The 16521-nt window shown below is 64.2% G+C and carries 15 protein-coding genes and 5 tRNA genes; 14 read left to right on the top strand and 6 right to left on the bottom strand.

The window, feature by feature from the left end:
* The first annotated feature begins 141 nt into the window (after window positions 1-141).
* From I6L45_RS16050 to I6L45_RS16035, 4 genes are all read left to right on the top strand, one after another.
* Window positions 142-1032: a DMT family transporter gene (locus I6L45_RS16050; RefSeq protein ID WP_216982612.1), complete on the top strand. Its 891-nt coding sequence runs from the start codon at window positions 142-144 to the stop codon at window positions 1030-1032.
* A 73-nt stretch (window positions 1033-1105) separates the two neighbouring features.
* Window positions 1106-2284 carry a formate-dependent phosphoribosylglycinamide formyltransferase gene (gene purT, locus I6L45_RS16045; protein ID WP_216982611.1) on the top strand — a complete coding sequence of 393 codons (1179 nt, stop codon included), beginning with the start codon at window positions 1106-1108 and terminating at the stop codon, window positions 2282-2284.
* A 127-nt stretch (window positions 2285-2411) separates the two neighbouring features.
* Window positions 2412-3071: a hexitol phosphatase HxpB gene (gene hxpB / locus I6L45_RS16040; protein WP_216982610.1), complete on the top strand. Its 660-nt coding sequence runs from the start codon at window positions 2412-2414 to the stop codon at window positions 3069-3071.
* A gap of 246 nt (window positions 3072-3317) precedes the next feature.
* Complete coding sequence (locus tag I6L45_RS16035) at window positions 3318-3521, top strand: CPXCG motif-containing cysteine-rich protein (RefSeq protein WP_005301298.1); 204 nt, start codon at window positions 3318-3320, stop codon at window positions 3519-3521.
* 94 nt (window positions 3522-3615) lie between these two features.
* Here the strand turns inward: I6L45_RS16035 and I6L45_RS16030 are convergent, their stop codons facing one another.
* Window positions 3616-4227 carry a riboflavin synthase subunit alpha gene (locus I6L45_RS16030; protein WP_216982609.1) on the bottom strand — a complete coding sequence of 204 codons (612 nt, stop codon included), beginning with the start codon at window positions 4225-4227 and terminating at the stop codon, window positions 3616-3618.
* 135 nt (window positions 4228-4362) lie between these two features.
* On the opposite strand from I6L45_RS16030, the gene I6L45_RS16025 reads away from it, so the two are divergent.
* The 7 genes from I6L45_RS16025 (at window position 4363) to I6L45_RS15995 (ending at window position 6773) form a co-directional block, all read left to right on the top strand.
* Window positions 4363-4569, top strand: a complete 207-nt coding sequence (locus I6L45_RS16025; protein ID WP_005301307.1) for a YaeP family protein — start codon at window positions 4363-4365, stop codon at window positions 4567-4569.
* Window positions 4570-4721: 152 nt separating this feature from the next.
* Window positions 4722-6101, top strand: a complete 1380-nt coding sequence (locus tag I6L45_RS16020) for an MATE family efflux transporter (RefSeq protein ID WP_216982608.1) — start codon at window positions 4722-4724, stop codon at window positions 6099-6101.
* 183 nt (window positions 6102-6284) lie between these two features.
* Window positions 6285-6361 (top strand) — tRNA-Val (locus I6L45_RS16015).
* An 11-nt stretch (window positions 6362-6372) separates the two neighbouring features.
* A tRNA-Val gene (locus I6L45_RS16010) sits at window positions 6373-6449 on the top strand.
* Between the two features lie 17 nt (window positions 6450-6466).
* Window positions 6467-6543 (top strand) — tRNA-Val (locus I6L45_RS16005).
* 37 nt (window positions 6544-6580) lie between these two features.
* Window positions 6581-6657: transfer RNA gene (locus I6L45_RS16000), tRNA-Val, on the top strand.
* A 39-nt stretch (window positions 6658-6696) separates the two neighbouring features.
* A tRNA-Val gene (locus I6L45_RS15995) sits at window positions 6697-6773 on the top strand.
* A 133-nt stretch (window positions 6774-6906) separates the two neighbouring features.
* On the opposite strand, the gene I6L45_RS15990 is transcribed toward I6L45_RS15995, so the two are convergent.
* Window positions 6907-9321, bottom strand: a complete 2415-nt coding sequence (locus tag I6L45_RS15990) for a DNA polymerase II (RefSeq protein ID WP_216982607.1) — start codon at window positions 9319-9321, stop codon at window positions 6907-6909.
* Between the two features lie 230 nt (window positions 9322-9551).
* On the opposite strand from I6L45_RS15990, the gene I6L45_RS15985 reads away from it, so the two are divergent.
* Both I6L45_RS15985 and I6L45_RS15980 read left to right on the top strand, forming a co-directional pair.
* Window positions 9552-10430 (top strand): pirin family protein, encoded by an 879-nt coding sequence (locus I6L45_RS15985; protein ID WP_216982606.1) that lies wholly within the window; start codon window positions 9552-9554, stop codon window positions 10428-10430.
* 278 nt (window positions 10431-10708) lie between these two features.
* The gene (locus tag I6L45_RS15980) at window positions 10709-11017 is read left to right on the top strand and encodes a hypothetical protein (protein ID WP_216982605.1); all 309 of its coding nucleotides are present in this window, start codon (window positions 10709-10711) and stop codon (window positions 11015-11017) included.
* A 150-nt stretch (window positions 11018-11167) separates the two neighbouring features.
* Here I6L45_RS15980 and I6L45_RS15975 read toward each other — a convergent pair whose 3' ends face one another.
* From I6L45_RS15975 to I6L45_RS15960, 4 genes are all read right to left on the bottom strand, one after another.
* Window positions 11168-12028 (bottom strand): PA4780 family RIO1-like protein kinase, encoded by an 861-nt coding sequence (locus I6L45_RS15975; RefSeq protein WP_043760776.1) that lies wholly within the window; start codon window positions 12026-12028, stop codon window positions 11168-11170.
* A gap of 135 nt (window positions 12029-12163) precedes the next feature.
* Window positions 12164-13159, bottom strand: a complete 996-nt coding sequence (locus tag I6L45_RS15970; RefSeq protein WP_043760779.1) for a lipid A biosynthesis acyltransferase — start codon at window positions 13157-13159, stop codon at window positions 12164-12166.
* Window positions 13160-13300: 141 nt separating this feature from the next.
* A complete protein-coding gene (locus I6L45_RS15965; protein ID WP_216982604.1) occupies window positions 13301-14290 on the bottom strand; it encodes a lipid A biosynthesis (KDO)2-(lauroyl)-lipid IVA acyltransferase in 990 nt (329 codons plus the stop codon).
* Between the two features lie 221 nt (window positions 14291-14511).
* Window positions 14512-15492 carry a TDT family transporter gene (locus I6L45_RS15960; RefSeq protein ID WP_216982603.1) on the bottom strand — a complete coding sequence of 327 codons (981 nt, stop codon included), beginning with the start codon at window positions 15490-15492 and terminating at the stop codon, window positions 14512-14514.
* A gap of 104 nt (window positions 15493-15596) precedes the next feature.
* Here I6L45_RS15960 and I6L45_RS15955 point away from each other — a divergent pair, with 104 nt between their 5' ends.
* A complete protein-coding gene (locus I6L45_RS15955; RefSeq protein WP_216982602.1) occupies window positions 15597-16481 on the top strand; it encodes a LysR substrate-binding domain-containing protein in 885 nt (294 codons plus the stop codon).
* Window positions 16482-16521 lie beyond the last annotated feature (40 nt).

Genomic DNA, 16521 nt, shown 5'->3' with positions numbered 1-16521 from the left:
AATAGATGCTCAAGTTGTTCAAAATTTTTGATGCTAAGGCACTCCAGGACTAAGTGCAGTACTCACCGAGCGCTCTGCCCTTGGCAGGGCAAACGATTGCCGTTATGATCCGCCGCACTTTTTTTAAGTGACACGGATCCCATGACCTCCTCCCGCAGGCACTCCCCCTTTACCAGCGCCGTCTGGATGATGGTGGCAGGCCTCTGCTTTGCCGCCGTCAACAGCCTGAGCCAGTATGTCAGCTTCAGGCTCGGCCTCCCCTCGACCCAGGTCGCCTTCCACCAGTATCTGATTGCCCTGATCTGCCTGCTGCCCTGGCTCGTTCGCCACGGCTTGCGTCAATCCCTGATGACGAACCAGCTGCGCCTGCACCTGCTGCGGGTCGCCCTGGCCGTGGTCGGTATCCAGTTCTGGCTCTGGGCACTGGCGGTGCCCGTCCCCATCTGGCAGGGGATCGCGCTCTTGATGACCTCGCCGCTGTTCGCCACCCTGGGGTCGGCCCTCTTTCTCAAAGAGCAGGTGAGCCGGGCCCGCATTCTCGCGACCCTGGCGGGGTTTGTCGGCGCCATGCTGATCCTGGCGCCCTGGACCGACGACTTCAGCTGGGCCTCCTTGTTGCCGGTGGCGGCGGCCCTGTTCTGGGCCGGCTACTCCCTGCTGGTGCGCTATCAGGCGGCGAGCGAATCGTCCCATACCATCGTCGTCTACCTGCTCATCTTCAGCACCCCGTTCAACGCCATGCTGGCGCTGCCGGAGTGGCAGTGGCCGACCCAGGCGCAGTGGCTGCTGGTGGCCGCTTCCGGCGTGCTGTCGGCCCTGGCCCAGATGTCCATCGCCCGCGCTTACAGCGTGGCGGAGGCCTCCTTCGTGCAGCCCTTCGACTTTGCCAAGCTGCCCATGAACGTGCTGGCCGGCTGGCTGGTGTTCGGCTGGGCGCCTCCCGGCCGATTGTGGCTGGGAGCCGCCATCATCATCGGTGCCATCACGCTGCTGACCCATCTGGAGCAGCGCACCACCAAACCCGTTTCCTGAGGTACGCCATGCGTGCCTCTTTTTTTGCTCACCCGGATCAGCCCCGCTGATCCTCGACCTCAGGAGAGATAACATGTTTGGAACCGCTACCCGCCCCGGCGCCACCCGCGCCCTGCTGCTGGGCTCCGGCGAACTCGGCAAGGAAGTCGCCATCGAACTGCAACGGCTCGGCATCGAGGTGATCGCCGCCGACCGCTACGCAGGCGCCCCCGCCATGCAGGTGGCGCACCAGGCCCGCGTGCTGGACATGCTGGACGGCGCCGCCCTGCGCGCCCTGGTGGCCGAGATCCAACCCGACCTCATCATCCCCGAGATTGAAGCCATTGCCACCGATACCCTGGCTGCCCTGGAGCAGGAAGGGGTCAGGGTAGTGCCGAACGCCCGCGCCACCCAGCTCACCATGAACCGGGAGGGGATCCGCCGCCTCGCCGCCGAAACCCTGGGGCTGCCCACCTCCACCTACCGCTTCGCCCAGAGCAAGGAGGAGTTTGTCGCCGCCGTCGAGGCCATCGGCCTGCCCTGTGTGGTGAAGCCGGTGATGAGCTCGTCTGGCAAGGGCCAGAGCCTGCTGCGCGATCTCGCCAAACTGGACGAGAGCTGGACCTATGCCCAGGAGGGGGGTCGCGCCGGTCGCGGTAAGGTGATCGTCGAAGGCTTCGTGCCCTTCGAGTACGAGATCACCCTGCTCACGGTGCGTGCCGTGGACGGCATCCACTTCTGCGATCCCATCGGCCATCGTCAGGAGGATGGCGACTACCGCGAATCCTGGCAGCCCCAGGCCATGAGCGAGCTGGCCCTGGCTCGCGCCAAGGAGGTGGCGGCCAAGGTGGTCGAGGCTCTCGGTGGTCACGGCCTGTTCGGGGTTGAGCTCTTCGTGCGAGGAGACGAGGTGTGGTTCAGCGAAGTCTCCCCCCGCCCTCACGACACCGGCATGGTGACCCTGATCTCTCAGGACCTCTCCGAGTTCGCCCTGCACGTGCGCGCCATCCTGGGGCTGCCCATCGGCACCATCACCGCGTTCGGGCCGAGCGCCTCCGCCGTGGTACTGCGGGATGGCCACAGCCAGGACATCCGCTATCAGGGGATCGGCGAGGCGCTAGCCCTGGTGCCGGGTGCCCAGCTGCGCCTCTTTGGCAAGCCGGAGATCGCTGGTCGCCGTCGCCTCGGGGTGGCGCTGGCCCGCGGCCAGGACTGCCGGGAAGCGGTGGAGCAAGCCAAGGCGGTTGCCGCCCGGGTCGAGGTCCTCTTCTGATCCCGTTGCATCGGCGCACAACACAAACGCTTGTCGGCATGATCTGGCGCAAGGGGCAGGCGACTGCCCCTTTTCCATTGAGGCGCCTGCCGTATAATCCCCCCTTCACCTCTGTCAGGAGTACAAGATGTTAGCTGCCGTGATCTTCGATATGGATGGCGTTCTGATCGACTCGGAACCCTTTTGGCAACGGGCCCAGATGGCCGTGTTCTCCGAGTTGGGTCACCCCCACACGGAAGAGGACTGCAACTCCACCATAGGGGTGCGCATCGATCAGCTGGTGGCCCACTGGTATCGACTGCGCCCCTGGAGTGGTCCCAGCCAGGACGAGGTGGTACAGCGCATCCTGAATCAGGTGATCACCCTCATTCTGGCGGAAGGCGAGCCCAAGGCCGGCGTGCTGGAGGCCCTCGACCTTATCGAGGCGCAGGGCCTCAAGATCGGGCTTGCCACCTCCTCCCCCTTCGCCATGGTGGACGCCGTCCTCGGCAAGCTGGGCATCCAGGATCGCTTCATGGCGGTGCACTCCGCCGAGGTGGAGCGCTTTGGCAAGCCCCACCCGGATGTCTACATCCACGCCGCCGAGAAGCTGGGGGTGGACCCGGTGCACTGTCTCGCCATCGAGGATAGCTTCACCGGGCTGCTGGCCGCCAAGGCCGCCTCCATGACGGCGCTGATCGTGCCGGACCCGGCCCTGGTCGGCGATCCCCGCCTGGCCATCGCCAACCACGAGCTGTGCTCCCTTGTCGAGCTGGACGCCGAGATGCTGGCCAGCTGGGTCGGGTGATCCGCGTATTGGCCATCGCCAACCACGAGCTGCGCTCCCTTGCCGAGCTGGACGCCGAGATGCTGGCAAGCTGGGTCGGGTGAGCCCCAAAACGGTACCCTGGTGCCTGAGCCGTCGACCTCATCCGTGGGTGACCTCGCCTCTCCCTTGATCAGGGTCATAAACGTGCGCTTGCTCGCGGTCAAGGCCACGCGACCCAACTAGAATCAGGGGAGAAAGGCGGCCCAAGGGCCCGAGGAGGTCACCATGATCGAGTACACCAGCAAGCGCATCGTCTGCCCCCACTGCGGCCATCACACCCGGGTCGAGCTGGATGCCAGCCAGGGGGATCAGGAGTTCTACGAGGATTGCATGGCCTGCTGCAACCCCATCCACCTGCGGCTGCACAGGGACGAAGCCCGTGACTGCCTGCAACTCTTCGTGGATGCCGACGACGAGCAGATGTTCTGAGCCACCCTATCGCGGGGCAGAGAAAGACAAAGCGGGACCCGATGGGTCCCGCTCTCCTGTGCGCAACAACAGCCTCGGCGGCCGTGTCCGGCGCTTATTGGCGTGCCGCCAGCACCCGCTCCACCGTGTCGACGATGGCCTGGGTCTGGGGATCGATCTCGATGTTGGTCTGCCAGCCCGCCTTGACCCAGCCGAGGTTGGTACGGGCCAGGGTCTCGGGGATCAGGTTGACGCAGAACTCGCTGCCACGTACCTCACCCACGGTCAGGCTGATGCCGTCGATGCCGATATACCCCTTGGTCAGCACGTATTTCATGAGTTCGGGGGCGAGGCGATACCACACCTGGCGGTTGTTGGGGGTGTCGATGACCGAGGCCACCTGCGCCGTGCCCATGATGTGGCCGGACATGGCGTGACCACCGATTTCGTCGCCAAAGCGTGCGGCCCGCTCCACATTGACCTTGTCCCCGACCACCAGCTCCCCGAGGTTGGTGAGGCGCAGGGTCTCCTGCATCAGATCGAAGCTGACCAGATCTCCCTCCACCCGGGTGACGGTGAGGCAGCAGCCGTTATGGGCCACGGAAGCCCCGAGCGCCAGCCCCTCGCCCCAGGCCGGACTCGGCATGCGGATCACATGGGTGCGAAAGTTGGGTTTCGCCTCGATGGCCACCAGTTCGGCGGTCCCCTGTACTATGCCGGTGAACATGTGTCTCTCCACGCTGTGACAAATTTGTCGGCAGGTTACCCCTCGCCACCGTGCAAGACAAGGCTGCCGGCTGACAAGAACGAGCGCGATCGCTATAGTGACCCCATTCAATCTAGGCTTAACGAGGAAATAAAAATGCAGGTATATCAATGCTGTGAAGCCATTCGCATCGCCTACAACCAGATTGGCTCCGGTGAACAGGGCTATGTGCCCCAGGCCATCGCCGCCACCATCCGGGCGCTCAACGCCGTGGCCTCCGACGAGCGGGTACCGGCGGATCTGCGCGAGCAGGCCGCCTATGCCGCGGCCAACCTGCTGATCAGCGATCACGAGGACGCCTGATCACCGGGTCAAACTACGCCGCCGACCTTCCCCGTTGGCGGTTTTTCAGGCTAGAATGACACCCCCGCATTTTGCCTCCTCAGGACGAGGAGGCAAAAGCCCATCTCTCTTACCCGCTCTTTCTCTTTTATCTGATCCACTCGGAGGTGTCAGTGCAACGTTATTGGTCCGAGGCGAGGCAGCTTATTCGTCTAGCCAGCCCCATACTGGTAGCCCAGGTGGCCCAGATCGCCATGAACTTCGTCGATACCGTGATGGCGGGACAGGTGAGCGCCGTGGATCTGGCCGCCGTGTCGGTGGCCTCCAGCTTCTGGCTGCCGGTCATCCTGCTGGTGCAGGGCATCATAATGGCCCTCACTCCCATCGTCTCCCAGCTCAATGGCGCCCGCAAACAAGACGAGGTGCGCCCCGCCGTGCACCAGGGCTTCTGGCTGGCACTGATGGTGACGCCCATCGCCATGGTGGCGCTCTACTTCAGCCCCCTGGCGCTGCAGTTCATGGACGTGGATCCCGTCATGGCGACCAAGACCGCCGGCTACCTGCACGCCATCCTGTGGGGGCTGCCCGCCTTCGTGCTGTTCCAGGTGCTGCGCAACTTCAGCGAGGGGCTCTCCCACACCATGCCGACCATGGTGATCGGCTTCGTCGGCCTCGCGGTCAACATCCCCGCGAACTACATCTTCATCCACGGGCACTTCGGCATGCCGAAACTCGGCGGGGTCGGCTGCGGCGTGGCCACCGCCATCGTGCTCTGGGCCATGCTGCTGGCGATGATCCTCTATGTGAAGTTCTCGTCCCACTTCCAGAAGATCAACCTCTTCGCCCACCTTGCGCGCCCCAACGGCAGCCGGATCTGGCGCCTGTTCCGCTTAGGGTTTCCCATCGCCATGGCCATCTTTTGCGAGGTGACCCTGTTTACCGTGGTCGCCCTGATGCTGGCACCCTTTGGCGCGGAGACGGTGGCGAGCCACCAGATAGCGCTCAACTTCTCCAGCCTGGTCTTTATGCTGCCGCTGTCGATTGGTGTCGGCGTGACCATCCGGGTCGGTCACAACATAGGGGAAGGCCAGCCGGATCAGGCCAGGGTCGCCGCCCGCACCGGCCTGATGCTGGGCATGGGGGTGGCCGCTGCCACCGCCGCTCTCACCGTGCTGCTGCGCGAGCCCATCGCGGGGATCTACACCGACGACATGCAGGTAATCGGCCTCGCTGCCACCCTGCTCTTCTTCGCCGCCATCTACCAGATCTCCGATTCGGTGCAGGTGGTCGCGGCGGCGGCCCTTCGCGGCTACAAGGACACCCAGGCCATCTTCTACGTCACCATCGTCGCCTACTGGGGCATGGGACTGCCCACCGGCATGATCCTGGGACTGACCGACTGGGTGGTGCCGCGCATGGGGCCCCAGGGCTTCTGGGTGGGCTTCATCGTCGGGTTGACCAGTGCCGCCCTGATGCTGGGAGCGCGCCTTCGCGTCATCTATGGCCGCTTCGCAAGCCCTGCGGCCTGCACCGCCCTTTCCCGGGCGCAATAGCGGGGAAAGTGACCCTGCCCGGTGGCAAGCTCGCCTGTAAAATCAACAGGCTGCGCAAGAACTGGGCAAACAGTCTCCTTTGTGCGTGTCCCTTGTTGACAGCCCTGGGGGCCATGGGTAGTATGCCGACCACGCCAGCAATGCTGGCGGGATAAAACGGGTTTTCAATCCGGTTTATGAAGTGGGTTTATAGCTCAGTTGGTTAGAGCACTACCTTGACATGGTAGGGGTCGTTGGTTCGAATCCAATTAAACCCACCACTTTTCGTGATGCGTCCTTAGCTCAGCTGGTTAGAGCACCACCTTGACATGGTGGGGGTCGGTGGTTCGAATCCACTAGGACGCACCATCACGAAATCCTGTTATGCGTCCTTAGCTCAGCTGGTTAGAGCATCACCTTGACATGGTGGGGGTCGGTGGTTCGAATCCACTAGGACGCACCATAACAGTTTGAATAAATTGCAGATGTGAATTTGATGTGGGTTTATAGCTCAGTTGGTTAGAGCACTACCTTGACATGGTAGGGGTCGTTGGTTCGAATCCAATTAAACCCACCACTTCACTGCAACGAAGCACAAAGTCGCCTTGCGCACCCTGCGTCCTTAGCTCAGCTGGTTAGAGCATCACCTTGACATGGTGGGGGTCGGTGGTTCGAATCCACTAGGACGCACCATTTTATGAAAAGCCCGCTCCCTGAGCGGGCTTTTTGCATTGCCCCCTTCCCCACGGCGAAGCCCGTATTTCATCAAGAGGCACCATGGCGGCAAAGGTGGCCGGCCACTGGCCAGCCAGTTTCCCCCTGGCCGTCAGAAGAGATCCAGCTGCTGACCGCAGATCCGCTCGAACGACTCGCCGACAAAGGGCAGGATGGCATCCGCAATCGGCTTTAACTGCTTGTCGATGTAGTGCTCGTAGTCGATGGCGCTGCGCCGGTATTCCAGCGGTTCCGGCCCGTTCAGGGTCACCAGGTAGGCGATGGTGCCCCTGTGCTGGTAGCGCTGGGGCTGACCGCGGCGCAGGTTCTCCTCGTCGGCCAGGCGCGCCGCCCGCACATGGGGCGGCACGTTTTTCTGGTACTCCTCGAGCTTCTGGCGCAGCCGCTTGCGATAGACCAGCAGATCGTCGTGCCGGCCGGCCCGGGTCTCGTCCACCATGGTGCGCACATAGCCGCTGGGATCCTGGTCGTGAAACACCATCTCGTAGAGGCGGGTCTGGAACGCCTTGGCAAGGGGCGTCCAGTCGGTGCGCACCGATTCCAGCCCCTTGAACACCAGATGTTCTTCCTCCCCTCGCCCCTCATCCTGTTTTCCAACCAGGCCGGCGTAACGCTTCTTGCTCCCCTTCTCCAACCCGCGAATGGTGGGCATCAGGAAGCGGCGGTAGTGGGTCTCGTACTGGATCTCGAGATGGCTCGGCAAGTCGAACTCTCGCCTGATCAATGCCGTCCAGTTGTCGTTGATCATCCTCGCGAGATGCTGGCCAATCTCGTCCGCCTGCTCTGGGCTGGTATGCCCCGCCAGATGCACGAAGGTGGAATCGGTGTCGCCATAGATCACCTCATACCCCTCCCCCTCTATCCACTCCCGGGTCTGCTGCATGATGCCGTGACCGCGCAAGGTAATGGAGGAGGCGAGGCGCGGATCGTAGAAGCGGCAGCCCCCCGAGCCCAGCACCCCATAGAAGGAGTTCATGATGATCTTGATGGCCTGGGAGAGCGCCTTGTTGCTGGCGGCCTTGGCCCTGTCCCGCGCCGCCCAGAGGGTCGCGATGAGATCCGGCAGGAAGTGGCGGGTGCGGGAGAACAGGGCGCCGCGAAACCCCGGGATGGCGTGCGCGGGATCCTGCAACCCCTCCACCAGCCCCATGGGATCGATGCAGAAGGTGCGGATGATGCTGGGATACAGACTCTTGAAGTCGAGCACCAGCACGTGGCGATAAAGCCCCGGCTTGGAGTCCATCACATAGCCACCGGGGCTCGCGAGCCCCCCGTCGGCGGGCAGGTTGGGGGCCACGTAGCCGCCGCGATGGAGCCGTGGCAGATAGAGGTTGGTGAAGGCCGCCACCGAGCCACCTACCCGGTCGAGCTCGAGGCCGGTGAGGGAGGCCCGCTCGATGGCAAAGGGGATGAGGTGGCAGAAATCGAAGATCTCCCACACCAGCTTGCAGTCTTCCAGGTTGTAGCGAGCCAGCGCCTCCTTGTCGGAGTGGAACAGCTCGGTGATCTTCTCCCCCCGGTTCGCCACGTCCTCGATATCCTTGCCACGCCCGAGCAGTTCGCTCGCCACCGCATCCAGGCTATAGCTCGGGAACTGCCAGGTGGCGCTTTTCAGGGTGTCGATGCCGTCCAGCACCATGCGCCCGGGGATGATGACGTTGCCAGTCTGGGGATCGCCACGGGAGGATCGCCAGAAGCAGAGCTCGCGCCCCCGTCCGAGCCGCAGCCGCCGTTTGTAGAGCTCGGCACGGCGCAGCAGCAGGCGAAAGTCGAAGTTGACCACGTTCCAGCCGATGACGAGATCGGGATCGTGCCGCTGGAACCAGCTCTCCAGAGCCCCCAGCAGGGCGTTCTCATCCGCCACCCACTCGACCCGGGTGCCCCAGCTGTCGCTGTCCGCCTCCGGGGCACCAATCATGATGACCCGCGCATCCTCGGGGCTGTAGAGCCCCACCGAGAAGAGGGCCCCGTCCATGGCGCACTCCACGTCCAGGGATACCCAGGAGAGGGTCGGTGTCACGGTTTGGGGGGCGCAGCGCGCCTCGCTCACCTCCCAGTAACCCTGCCTGCCTCCCTTGCGCCTCGCCTTGCCGCCAAAGCGCACCCCGGCAGTGATGAAGCGCTCCATCAGGAAACGCTCCGGCAGCCGGATGTCCGCCTCGAAGTGCTCCAGACCACGGATGAGCAGCAGCTCGATGGCGCGGTGGAAGGCGCTTAGGGTGGCAAAGTAGCAGCCCACCACCTTGCTGCCCTCGAAGGTGTGCATGGGCAGGCGGCGAAAACGCCCCCTCACTCCGGCGCCCTTGAAGAGCTCGGCCGCCTCCTCCAGATGGCGCTCCGGCAGGAAGAAGACCGGCTCCTGCCCAGGCACCACCAGCCGCACCGGCCCCTGTTCGCTCCAGAGCCACATCACGATTTCGGTGCGGCCGTGTACGTCCCGGCCATGACGGGTCAGGATGAAGCCATCGGCGGGTGGAGTCACGGAGGGGGGCTGGATCTCGGTCATGCAGGCTGTCGGGCTCAAGGCTGGGATGGGACTATTGTACGTTCATACAGTGCCTTGCCGCAATTGCCCTGCCAGGAGGCCTTCGCCTGCCATCCGGCACGGGATTGGTGCATAGTAGCCTTAGTGTCAGCTCATCGCCGCCTGTGCTGCGCCGTCGCCAATCAGAAGCGTTGCGGCGATAGGCCGCCAGAGCGGCTATCTTCTTCCTTTCCCCACACAAGGAGCACCCCATGACACATGAGTGGCAACGCATTTCTTCCCGCCTCACCGACGTGGGCGGCATCCCGGTGGCCCGGGCCATCCCGGTCAAGGAGCGGCGCACCATAGGGCCCTGGTGCTTTCTCGACCATATCGGACCGACCCGCTTCGCACCCGGCGCCCCGGGGCTCGACGTGGGCCCCCACCCCCATATCGCCCTGCAGACCTTCACCTGGATGCTGGAGGGGGAGATCCTGCACCGGGACAGCCTTGGCAGCGAACAGGTGATCCGCCCGGGCCAGGTCAACCTGATGACTGCCGGGCGCGGTATCGCCCATACCGAGGAGTCCCTCCCGAACCAGCCCGATCTGCATGCCGCCCAGCTCTGGATAGCGCTGCCGGAGGAGGATCAGCATACCAGCCCCCGCTTCGACCACTACCCCAGGCTCCCCCGCTGGCAGGAGGGGGAGATCACCCTGACCCTGCTCATCGGCGAGCACGGGGGATATAGCGCGCCCACCCTGCACTTCTCCCCCATCCTGGGACTGGATCTGCACGCCCCCGCTGGGGGACGGCTCACCCTGACCCTGAACCCCGCCTTCGAGCACGGTCTCTTCCCGCTGCAAGGGCAAGCGAGCATCGCAGGGGACGCGCTCGAGCTGGAACAGCTGCTCTATCTGCCGCCGGGCAACCGGGAGGTGGCGGTCGAGCTCAGCCCGGGTGCCCGCCTGCTGCTCATCGGAGGCGAGCCCCTGACCCAGCCGCTGCAGATCTGGTGGAATTTCGTGAGCTTCGACCGTGAGGCCATTCGCACCGCCGCCGCCGACTGGGAGCGCGGCGATCCGCGCTTTGGCGAGGTGCAGGGCTATGCCGGCCCCCGCCTCCAGGCGCCGCCCCTGGCCGGGATCTAGTCCCCGCCGCTGAAAAGCAAAAGAGCGCCCATGGCGCTCTTTTGACTCAATGGAGGTGCCCCTCAGCCCTCGCTCGTGCCGTGGGGCCTGGTGATGCGCCGCTTCCCGGCATCCAGCCCACGACATTCCTCTCACCGGGCGACAAACCTGAGCGAGGCCGACTGGCCGCCACGGCCTCTCTCGACTGAGGGCAGCCAGCAGGCTCTGCTGCACCATTGGCACAAGCGGGTCAAACAGGGCAGACTACGGGCTCTTTTGATGACCACCCAGGACTGTCTATGGATTTCTCTCCCCTCTATCACGCCGGCGCGGCGCTCTCTATCCAGGCGCTGATCGGATACCGTCTTGGGCACTGGGGATACGGCGGCCTCTTGGGGTGCATCTGGTTTATCGCACGGGAGCAGACGCAGGCAGAATACCGCTGGATAGCCCTGCTGGGAGAGGGGCGACGGATCAACATGCCCTGGTGGGGCGGATTCGATCCCAGGGTCTGGGATCTCGGGAGCATTCTGGATTTCATGGTGCCGATGGCCTTGTGCACCCTGGTGTTCGTGGTGGCACGGCGCCCTTGTCGGCAAGTTTGCTGATCCGCCTCGTTAACCGGGCCGGGCACAGCGCCAACCAGAAGAGGGGCCCTGACGGCCCCTCTTCTGGTTCTGTGCTCAATACCCTTGCGGCGCCAAGATGGCCGGCCCTCTCATACGGAAGGCTGAGGCAAGGGACGCCTCAGACTCGCATCAGAACCCTTCCTCCTGCTCCGCCTGCTGCCTGGCCCGCCGAGCCATGGCCTCGGCCTGGGCGCTCTCTATCTCGTGCAGCACCCCGTCCAGATCGACGGCCTCCCGGCTCTCCTCGAACAGGCCGGTGAGCTCGGTCTCGGGGCCCAGCTTGCCATCTTCGAACAGGGCCCACATCTCCCTGGCGTAGCGGGTCTTGAGCAGCTCGGGCGCATACATGCCGTAATAGTTGCGCATGTTGTTGACGTCCCGCTCCAGCATGGCCTTCGCCTGGTTGTTGGCGGCGGCATCCACCACCTGGGGCAGGTCAATGATGACCGGGCCCTGTGCGTCCACCAGCACGTTGAACTCCGAGAGGTCACCGTGAATGAGGCCGGCGCAGAGCATGCGCACCACGTAGCGGATCACCTTGCCATGGTCGATGAGCGCCTGCTCCCGGGTGAGCGCCACGTCGTTGAGACGGGGAGCCACGTTGCCGTCTGCATCGGTCACCAGCTCCATCAGCAGCACGCCATCCAGACAGACATGGGGTCTGGGCACCCGCACGCCGGCGGCGGCCAGCTTGAACAGGGCATCCACCTCGGTGTTCTGCCACACCTCCTCGTGCTGCTGGCGACCGTACTTGGAGCCCTTCTCCATGGCCCTGGCGTTGCGACTGTTGCGCACCCGGCGTCCCTCCTGGTAGACCACCGCCTGCTTGAAGCTGCGCTTGGAGGCCTCCTTGTAGACCTTGGCGCAGCGGATCTCGTCCCCGCAGCGCACCACGTAGACGTCGGCCTCCTTGCCGCTCATCAACCGGCTGATGACCTCGTCCACCAGGCCGTCATCAACCAGAGGCTGGATTCGATTCGGAATTTTCATTAACGCCCTGTCACCCTCTTCACGGCATAGTTGCCTCTGTTTGTCCCCTGACCGCCATGGTCATCTCTGCAACCGGAGCATGCGGTGCCAGCGCCATCAGGTCAATAAAAACGGCCCGCAGACGGGCCGTGTCGATCAAGGCTCGGGGGGCAACCCCTGGCGGATGCGGCGGATCCCCTCCTCATAGAGACCATCTTTCCCCAGGTTGTCCTCCTGGGTCTCGAAGATCTTGAGAAACCACATGTACTGCTCGGGGAAGCGGGTCAGTTGCAGCTCCACCATGCGGTTCATGAGGTTGACGTCCGCCTCCAGGTCCGCCGTGGGATAGGGATCGAACGGCGGTTCAATCTCCATCCGGTAGCAGCCCTCGTCCTCGTCATAGCAGGCGAGGATCGGCACGGCCCGGGCACCGGTCAGCTTCACCAGCTTGGGCAGGGCCGGCAGGGTCGCCTTGGGGTGGCCGAAGAAGGGCACGAAGACGCTCGCCTCGCGGCCATGATCCTGATCCGGCAAGTAGAAGAAGCTGTCGCCACCGCGCAGGGCCTTGATGGCGGGCTTGATGCCGACGCTGCGCTCGTACACCCTGCCCCCCTTGCTGCGCTCGCGGTTGATGTACCAGTCGAACACCAGATCCTTGGGGCTCTTCATCATTGTGCACAGGGGCACCCCCTCGTCGGTGATGAAGCGGCCTATCATGTCCACCGCCCAGGTGTGGGGCACCACGAAGATCATGGGACGACCGGCTGCGCGCTCGGCCTCCACATGTTCCCAGCCCCGCACCTTGATGCGCCCCTTGAGGAAGGCGGGGCTTCGCCAGGTCAGCTCGCCAAACCCCATGAAAGTCTTAAGACCGACCCGGATCGATTTCAGCAGCAGGGCCTGACGACCCGCCTCATCGAGCTCGGGAAAACAGATCCTGAGGTTGGTATCGGCAATGTAGGCCTGCTTTCTGGAGAACCGCAGCAGGGTGGGCGCCAGGGCGTTGGCCAGTTTGTCCCGGACTCTGGCCGGGATCCAGGCCAGCAGGGAGAGCAGGGCTATCGCCAGCCAGCTGCCCCACAGACGGGGGTGCAGCAGGCGAAGATGAAAGGAGGTGTCAAACACCGGGTCTTGTGCGGACATGGTCGCCATCGAATCATCGAAACAGACCGTTATTTTAGTGATCCTGACATTTTTTTCTACCCTGCCCTGCGTCGGCCCCTGACGCCAAGTCACTGATCAGACTAGTTAGAAACAAAAAGTGGCCCGCATGGGACCACCTTTGAAGGGCGCTCAGGGGTGAGGGGCCAGGCCCCGGCGAATGCGCCGGATCCCCTCTTCATAGAGGCCATCCTCCCCCACCTGGTCCTCCCGGGTGTCGAAGATCTTGAGGAACCACATGTACTGGCCGGGGTCGCGGCGCAGCTGGCGCTCCACGCTGTCATTCATGCGGCAGGTGTCCGCCAGCAGATCCTCGCTCGGATAGTCGGCGTAGGGGGCCTCTATCTCCAGCCGGTAGCCGTGCGCCGCCTCGTCGTAGCAGGCCAGCACCGGTAGCGCCCGGGCGCCGGTCAGCTTCACCAGCCGTGGCAGGGCCGGCAACGTCGCTTTGGGGTGGTTGAAGAAGGGGGCAAACAGGCTCGCCTCGCGGCCGTGATCCTGATCCGGCAGATAGAAGAAGCTCAGGCCCGACTTCACGGCCTTGATCACCGGCTTGATGCCGGCGCTGCGCTCGTAGACGCGGCAGCCGTGCCGGGCCCGTGCGCCATTGATGTGCCAGTCGAACACCGGGTTGCGGGCGCTCTTCATCATGGTGCACATAGGCAGGCCCCGCTGGGCGAAGTAGTAGCCTGCCGCGTCGATGGGCCAGCTGTGGGGCACCACCAGGATCACCGGCCGACCGGCGGCCTGCTCCGCCTCGATATGTTCCCAGCCACTGACCTGGATCCGCCCCATCACGTGGGCGGGACTGCGCCAGGTGAATTCGCCAAAGCCCAGCAGGCTCTTGAGGCCGACCCGGATGGAGGTCATCAGAATCGCCTCCCGCTCGGCCTCGCTCTTGTCCTTGAAGCAGATGGCGAGGTTGGTCCTGGCGATGTAGATCTGCTTCTTCGAGATGGCGCACACCAGGGGGGCCAGGGCATCGGCCAGACAATCCCGCCAGCGCGGAGGCACGAAGGCAAGCACACCGATGGCGCCGAGGGCGAGCCAGCTCAGCCAGTAACGGGGATGCAACAGGCGGGTCTGGAAACGGGCGTCAAAAACGGGATCAGATGAGGACATGAAAATTGAGCAATAGATAGAGGTGGGATAATGGCGGCCATCCTGACAGGTATTACCAGTTAACGCCAACTGAATGTCACCTGTATGACCAGGTATTTAAGCGGGATCACGGATTGACAGCCGACTCATTTACCCCATCTGTCTTCCCCTCCCCGCCCCTATGTGTGGCATGCGACGAACCCCGCAAGGTGGGGTCCGTGACAGGATAACAATACGTGACATCAGCGGCGTGCGGGCACCTCCAGCACACCGGTCTGACCTGGGGGCAGGAAGAACATCAGGTAGCGCAGCGACACGTAACCCACCACCAGGGTCGCCACCCCCAGTTCCAGATAGGCCAGCTGATGGAGCTGCCAGGCGTAGTCGGCAGCCTCTGGCCACTGCGACAGCAGCTGACTCACCTTGAACAGGGCGGTGGCGCCGATCACCAGCGGGAAGGTGAAGGCGGCATAACCCGGTGAAAAAGGCAGGCGCAGCAGCTTGATGAAGGCCAGGTAGATGATGCCGGTCATCAGCACGGCGATCCCGAGCAGCACGGCCACCAGCAGCAGCGACGGATCCGGGCTCACGGTCAGGTAGCCGGCGAGCGACAGGCTGGCGGGGGCGGCCAGGATGGCGATGGTCGGCTTGGCGGCGTCCGGCACCTCGTGACTGAAGATGAGGCGATAGAGCATCAGCGGCAGCATCAGGGCGTAGCAAAGCATGCCGAACCAGAGCAGGCCGTTGGCCAGCGCGGCGTATTGACCGCCCGGGAAGGCGACGTCTGCGACGATGATCCCCACCGGCGGCACGAACCAGCTCGGCACCATGTGGTGAATTTCAAACGCCTTGGCCCTGTGCCAGACGAAGGTAGCGAGAAATGCCAGGTGAATGATCACCGCAAACAACCAGAGCCCCTGGCCCAGGGTCGGAGCCAGCAGACCGACCGCCTTGGAAACCACCATGGTGCCCATGGCATAGGTGGGCACCACGCTGCCGACCACGGGGTGGGCGAGATCCTGCCACAGCAGGCGCGGGTGCAGCAGGAACTTGAAGGTGAGGATCAGCAGCAGGACGGTGGCGATGGCGGCCCCCAGCAACTGCAGGCGGCCATCGAACTGGCCGGCATTTTCCCAGGCCCAGCCAAGGCTGGCGATCCCGAGTGCCAGCCCGGCCATGGGGGTCGGGGCCTGGCCCAGAGAACGACGGGTGCGTGCGATCATCTCGGATACCCTCTTGTTTGGTGACGATGACCATAGGATAAAGAGGGCTCATCGTTTACGATATCTAAATGAATTGAATTACACGTTTAGGAAAACCAAACAACATGAAGCTGACCCTGCAGCAACTCAAGGTATTTGCCACCATCGCCCGCCACGGCAACCTGGGGCAGGCGGCCAACGAGCTCTGCCTCAGCAAGGGGGCCGTCTCCCAGGCGTTGCAGGAGCTGGAGCGCCAGCTCGGCACTCCGCTGTTCGATCGGGTGCATCCCAGGCTCCAGCTCAACAGCGAGGGACGGCTGCTGCAGCCGGCCGCCGAGGAGATGCTGACCCGGATGCAGGAGATTGAGCAGCTGTTCAGCCCGGATGCCGAGCCCAGCGGCCAGTTGCGCCTGGGAGCCAGCCAGACCATAGGTAACTACCTGTTGCCCAGCCTGCTGGCCGGCGGCGCCGGGGATCAGGGCGCCGCCCCCAGGGTCACCATCGCCAACACCCACCTGCTGTGCCACGCCCTGGCCCACTTCGAGCTGGATCTGGCGCTCATCGAGGGGGAGAACCACCACCCGGAGCTGGTGAGCGAGCCCTGGCTCGAAGACGAGATGCTGATCATCGCCCCGCCCCACCACCCCCTGGCTGGCGAGGCAGAGCTGCCGCTTCAACGCCTCGCCGACGAGACCTGGGTGCTGCGCGAGCACCAGTCAGGCAGCCGCGAACAGTTCGAGCAACAGATCCAGCCCCGGCTGCCGCGTTGGCGAGCGGGGATCGAGCTCAACACCTTGGAGGCGGTGATGCTGGCGGTGGAGAAGGGGCTCGGCATCTCCTTCGTCTCCCGCCTCGCAGTTTCCGATCGGCTGCAGCAAGGCCGTCTGGTGGCCCTCACCCCGAACCGCCGCTTCCCCCGCCAGCTCTCCCTCGCCTGGCACAGACAGAAGTTTCACTCTGCGGCCCTGCGCCGCTTCCTCGCCTTCTGCCGCGCCCAGTCCCTCCCCTGATCCTCGATGGCGGATACAAAAAAGAGAGGGCGCCGGTGCG

This window comes from Aeromonas sp. FDAARGOS 1415 (assembly GCF_019048365.1).
In the GTDB taxonomy this organism is placed as follows: domain Bacteria; phylum Pseudomonadota; class Gammaproteobacteria; order Enterobacterales; family Aeromonadaceae; genus Aeromonas; species Aeromonas taiwanensis.
This window is presented reverse-complemented; position numbering and strand designations above follow the sequence as displayed.

Excerpts from the sequence above, each read along its gene's own strand:
- I6L45_RS15990 (WP_216982607.1), bottom strand. The coding sequence starts at position 9,321 with ATGACCGAGATCCAGCCCCCCTCCGTGACTCCACCCGCCGATGGCTTC.
- I6L45_RS15970 (WP_043760779.1), bottom strand. The coding sequence starts at position 13,159 with ATGGCGACCATGTCCGCACAAGACCCGGTGTTTGACACCTCCTTTCAT.
- I6L45_RS15955 (WP_216982602.1), top strand. The coding sequence starts at position 15,597 with ATGAAGCTGACCCTGCAGCAACTCAAGGTATTTGCCACCATCGCCCGC.
- I6L45_RS16025 (WP_005301307.1), top strand. The coding sequence starts at position 4,363 with ATGCAGGTATATCAATGCTGTGAAGCCATTCGCATCGCCTACAACCAG.
- I6L45_RS15985 (WP_216982606.1), top strand. The coding sequence starts at position 9,552 with ATGACACATGAGTGGCAACGCATTTCTTCCCGCCTCACCGACGTGGGC.
- I6L45_RS15960 (WP_216982603.1), bottom strand. The coding sequence starts at position 15,492 with ATGATCGCACGCACCCGTCGTTCTCTGGGCCAGGCCCCGACCCCCATG.
- purT (WP_216982611.1), top strand. The coding sequence starts at position 1,106 with ATGTTTGGAACCGCTACCCGCCCCGGCGCCACCCGCGCCCTGCTGCTG.
- I6L45_RS16050 (WP_216982612.1), top strand. The coding sequence starts at position 142 with ATGACCTCCTCCCGCAGGCACTCCCCCTTTACCAGCGCCGTCTGGATG.
- I6L45_RS15980 (WP_216982605.1), top strand. The coding sequence starts at position 10,709 with ATGGATTTCTCTCCCCTCTATCACGCCGGCGCGGCGCTCTCTATCCAG.
- I6L45_RS16030 (WP_216982609.1), bottom strand. The coding sequence starts at position 4,227 with ATGTTCACCGGCATAGTACAGGGGACCGCCGAACTGGTGGCCATCGAG.
- I6L45_RS15965 (WP_216982604.1), bottom strand. The coding sequence starts at position 14,290 with ATGTCCTCATCTGATCCCGTTTTTGACGCCCGTTTCCAGACCCGCCTG.
- hxpB (WP_216982610.1), top strand. The coding sequence starts at position 2,412 with ATGTTAGCTGCCGTGATCTTCGATATGGATGGCGTTCTGATCGACTCG.
- I6L45_RS15975 (WP_043760776.1), bottom strand. The coding sequence starts at position 12,028 with ATGAAAATTCCGAATCGAATCCAGCCTCTGGTTGATGACGGCCTGGTG.
- I6L45_RS16035 (WP_005301298.1), top strand. The coding sequence starts at position 3,318 with ATGATCGAGTACACCAGCAAGCGCATCGTCTGCCCCCACTGCGGCCAT.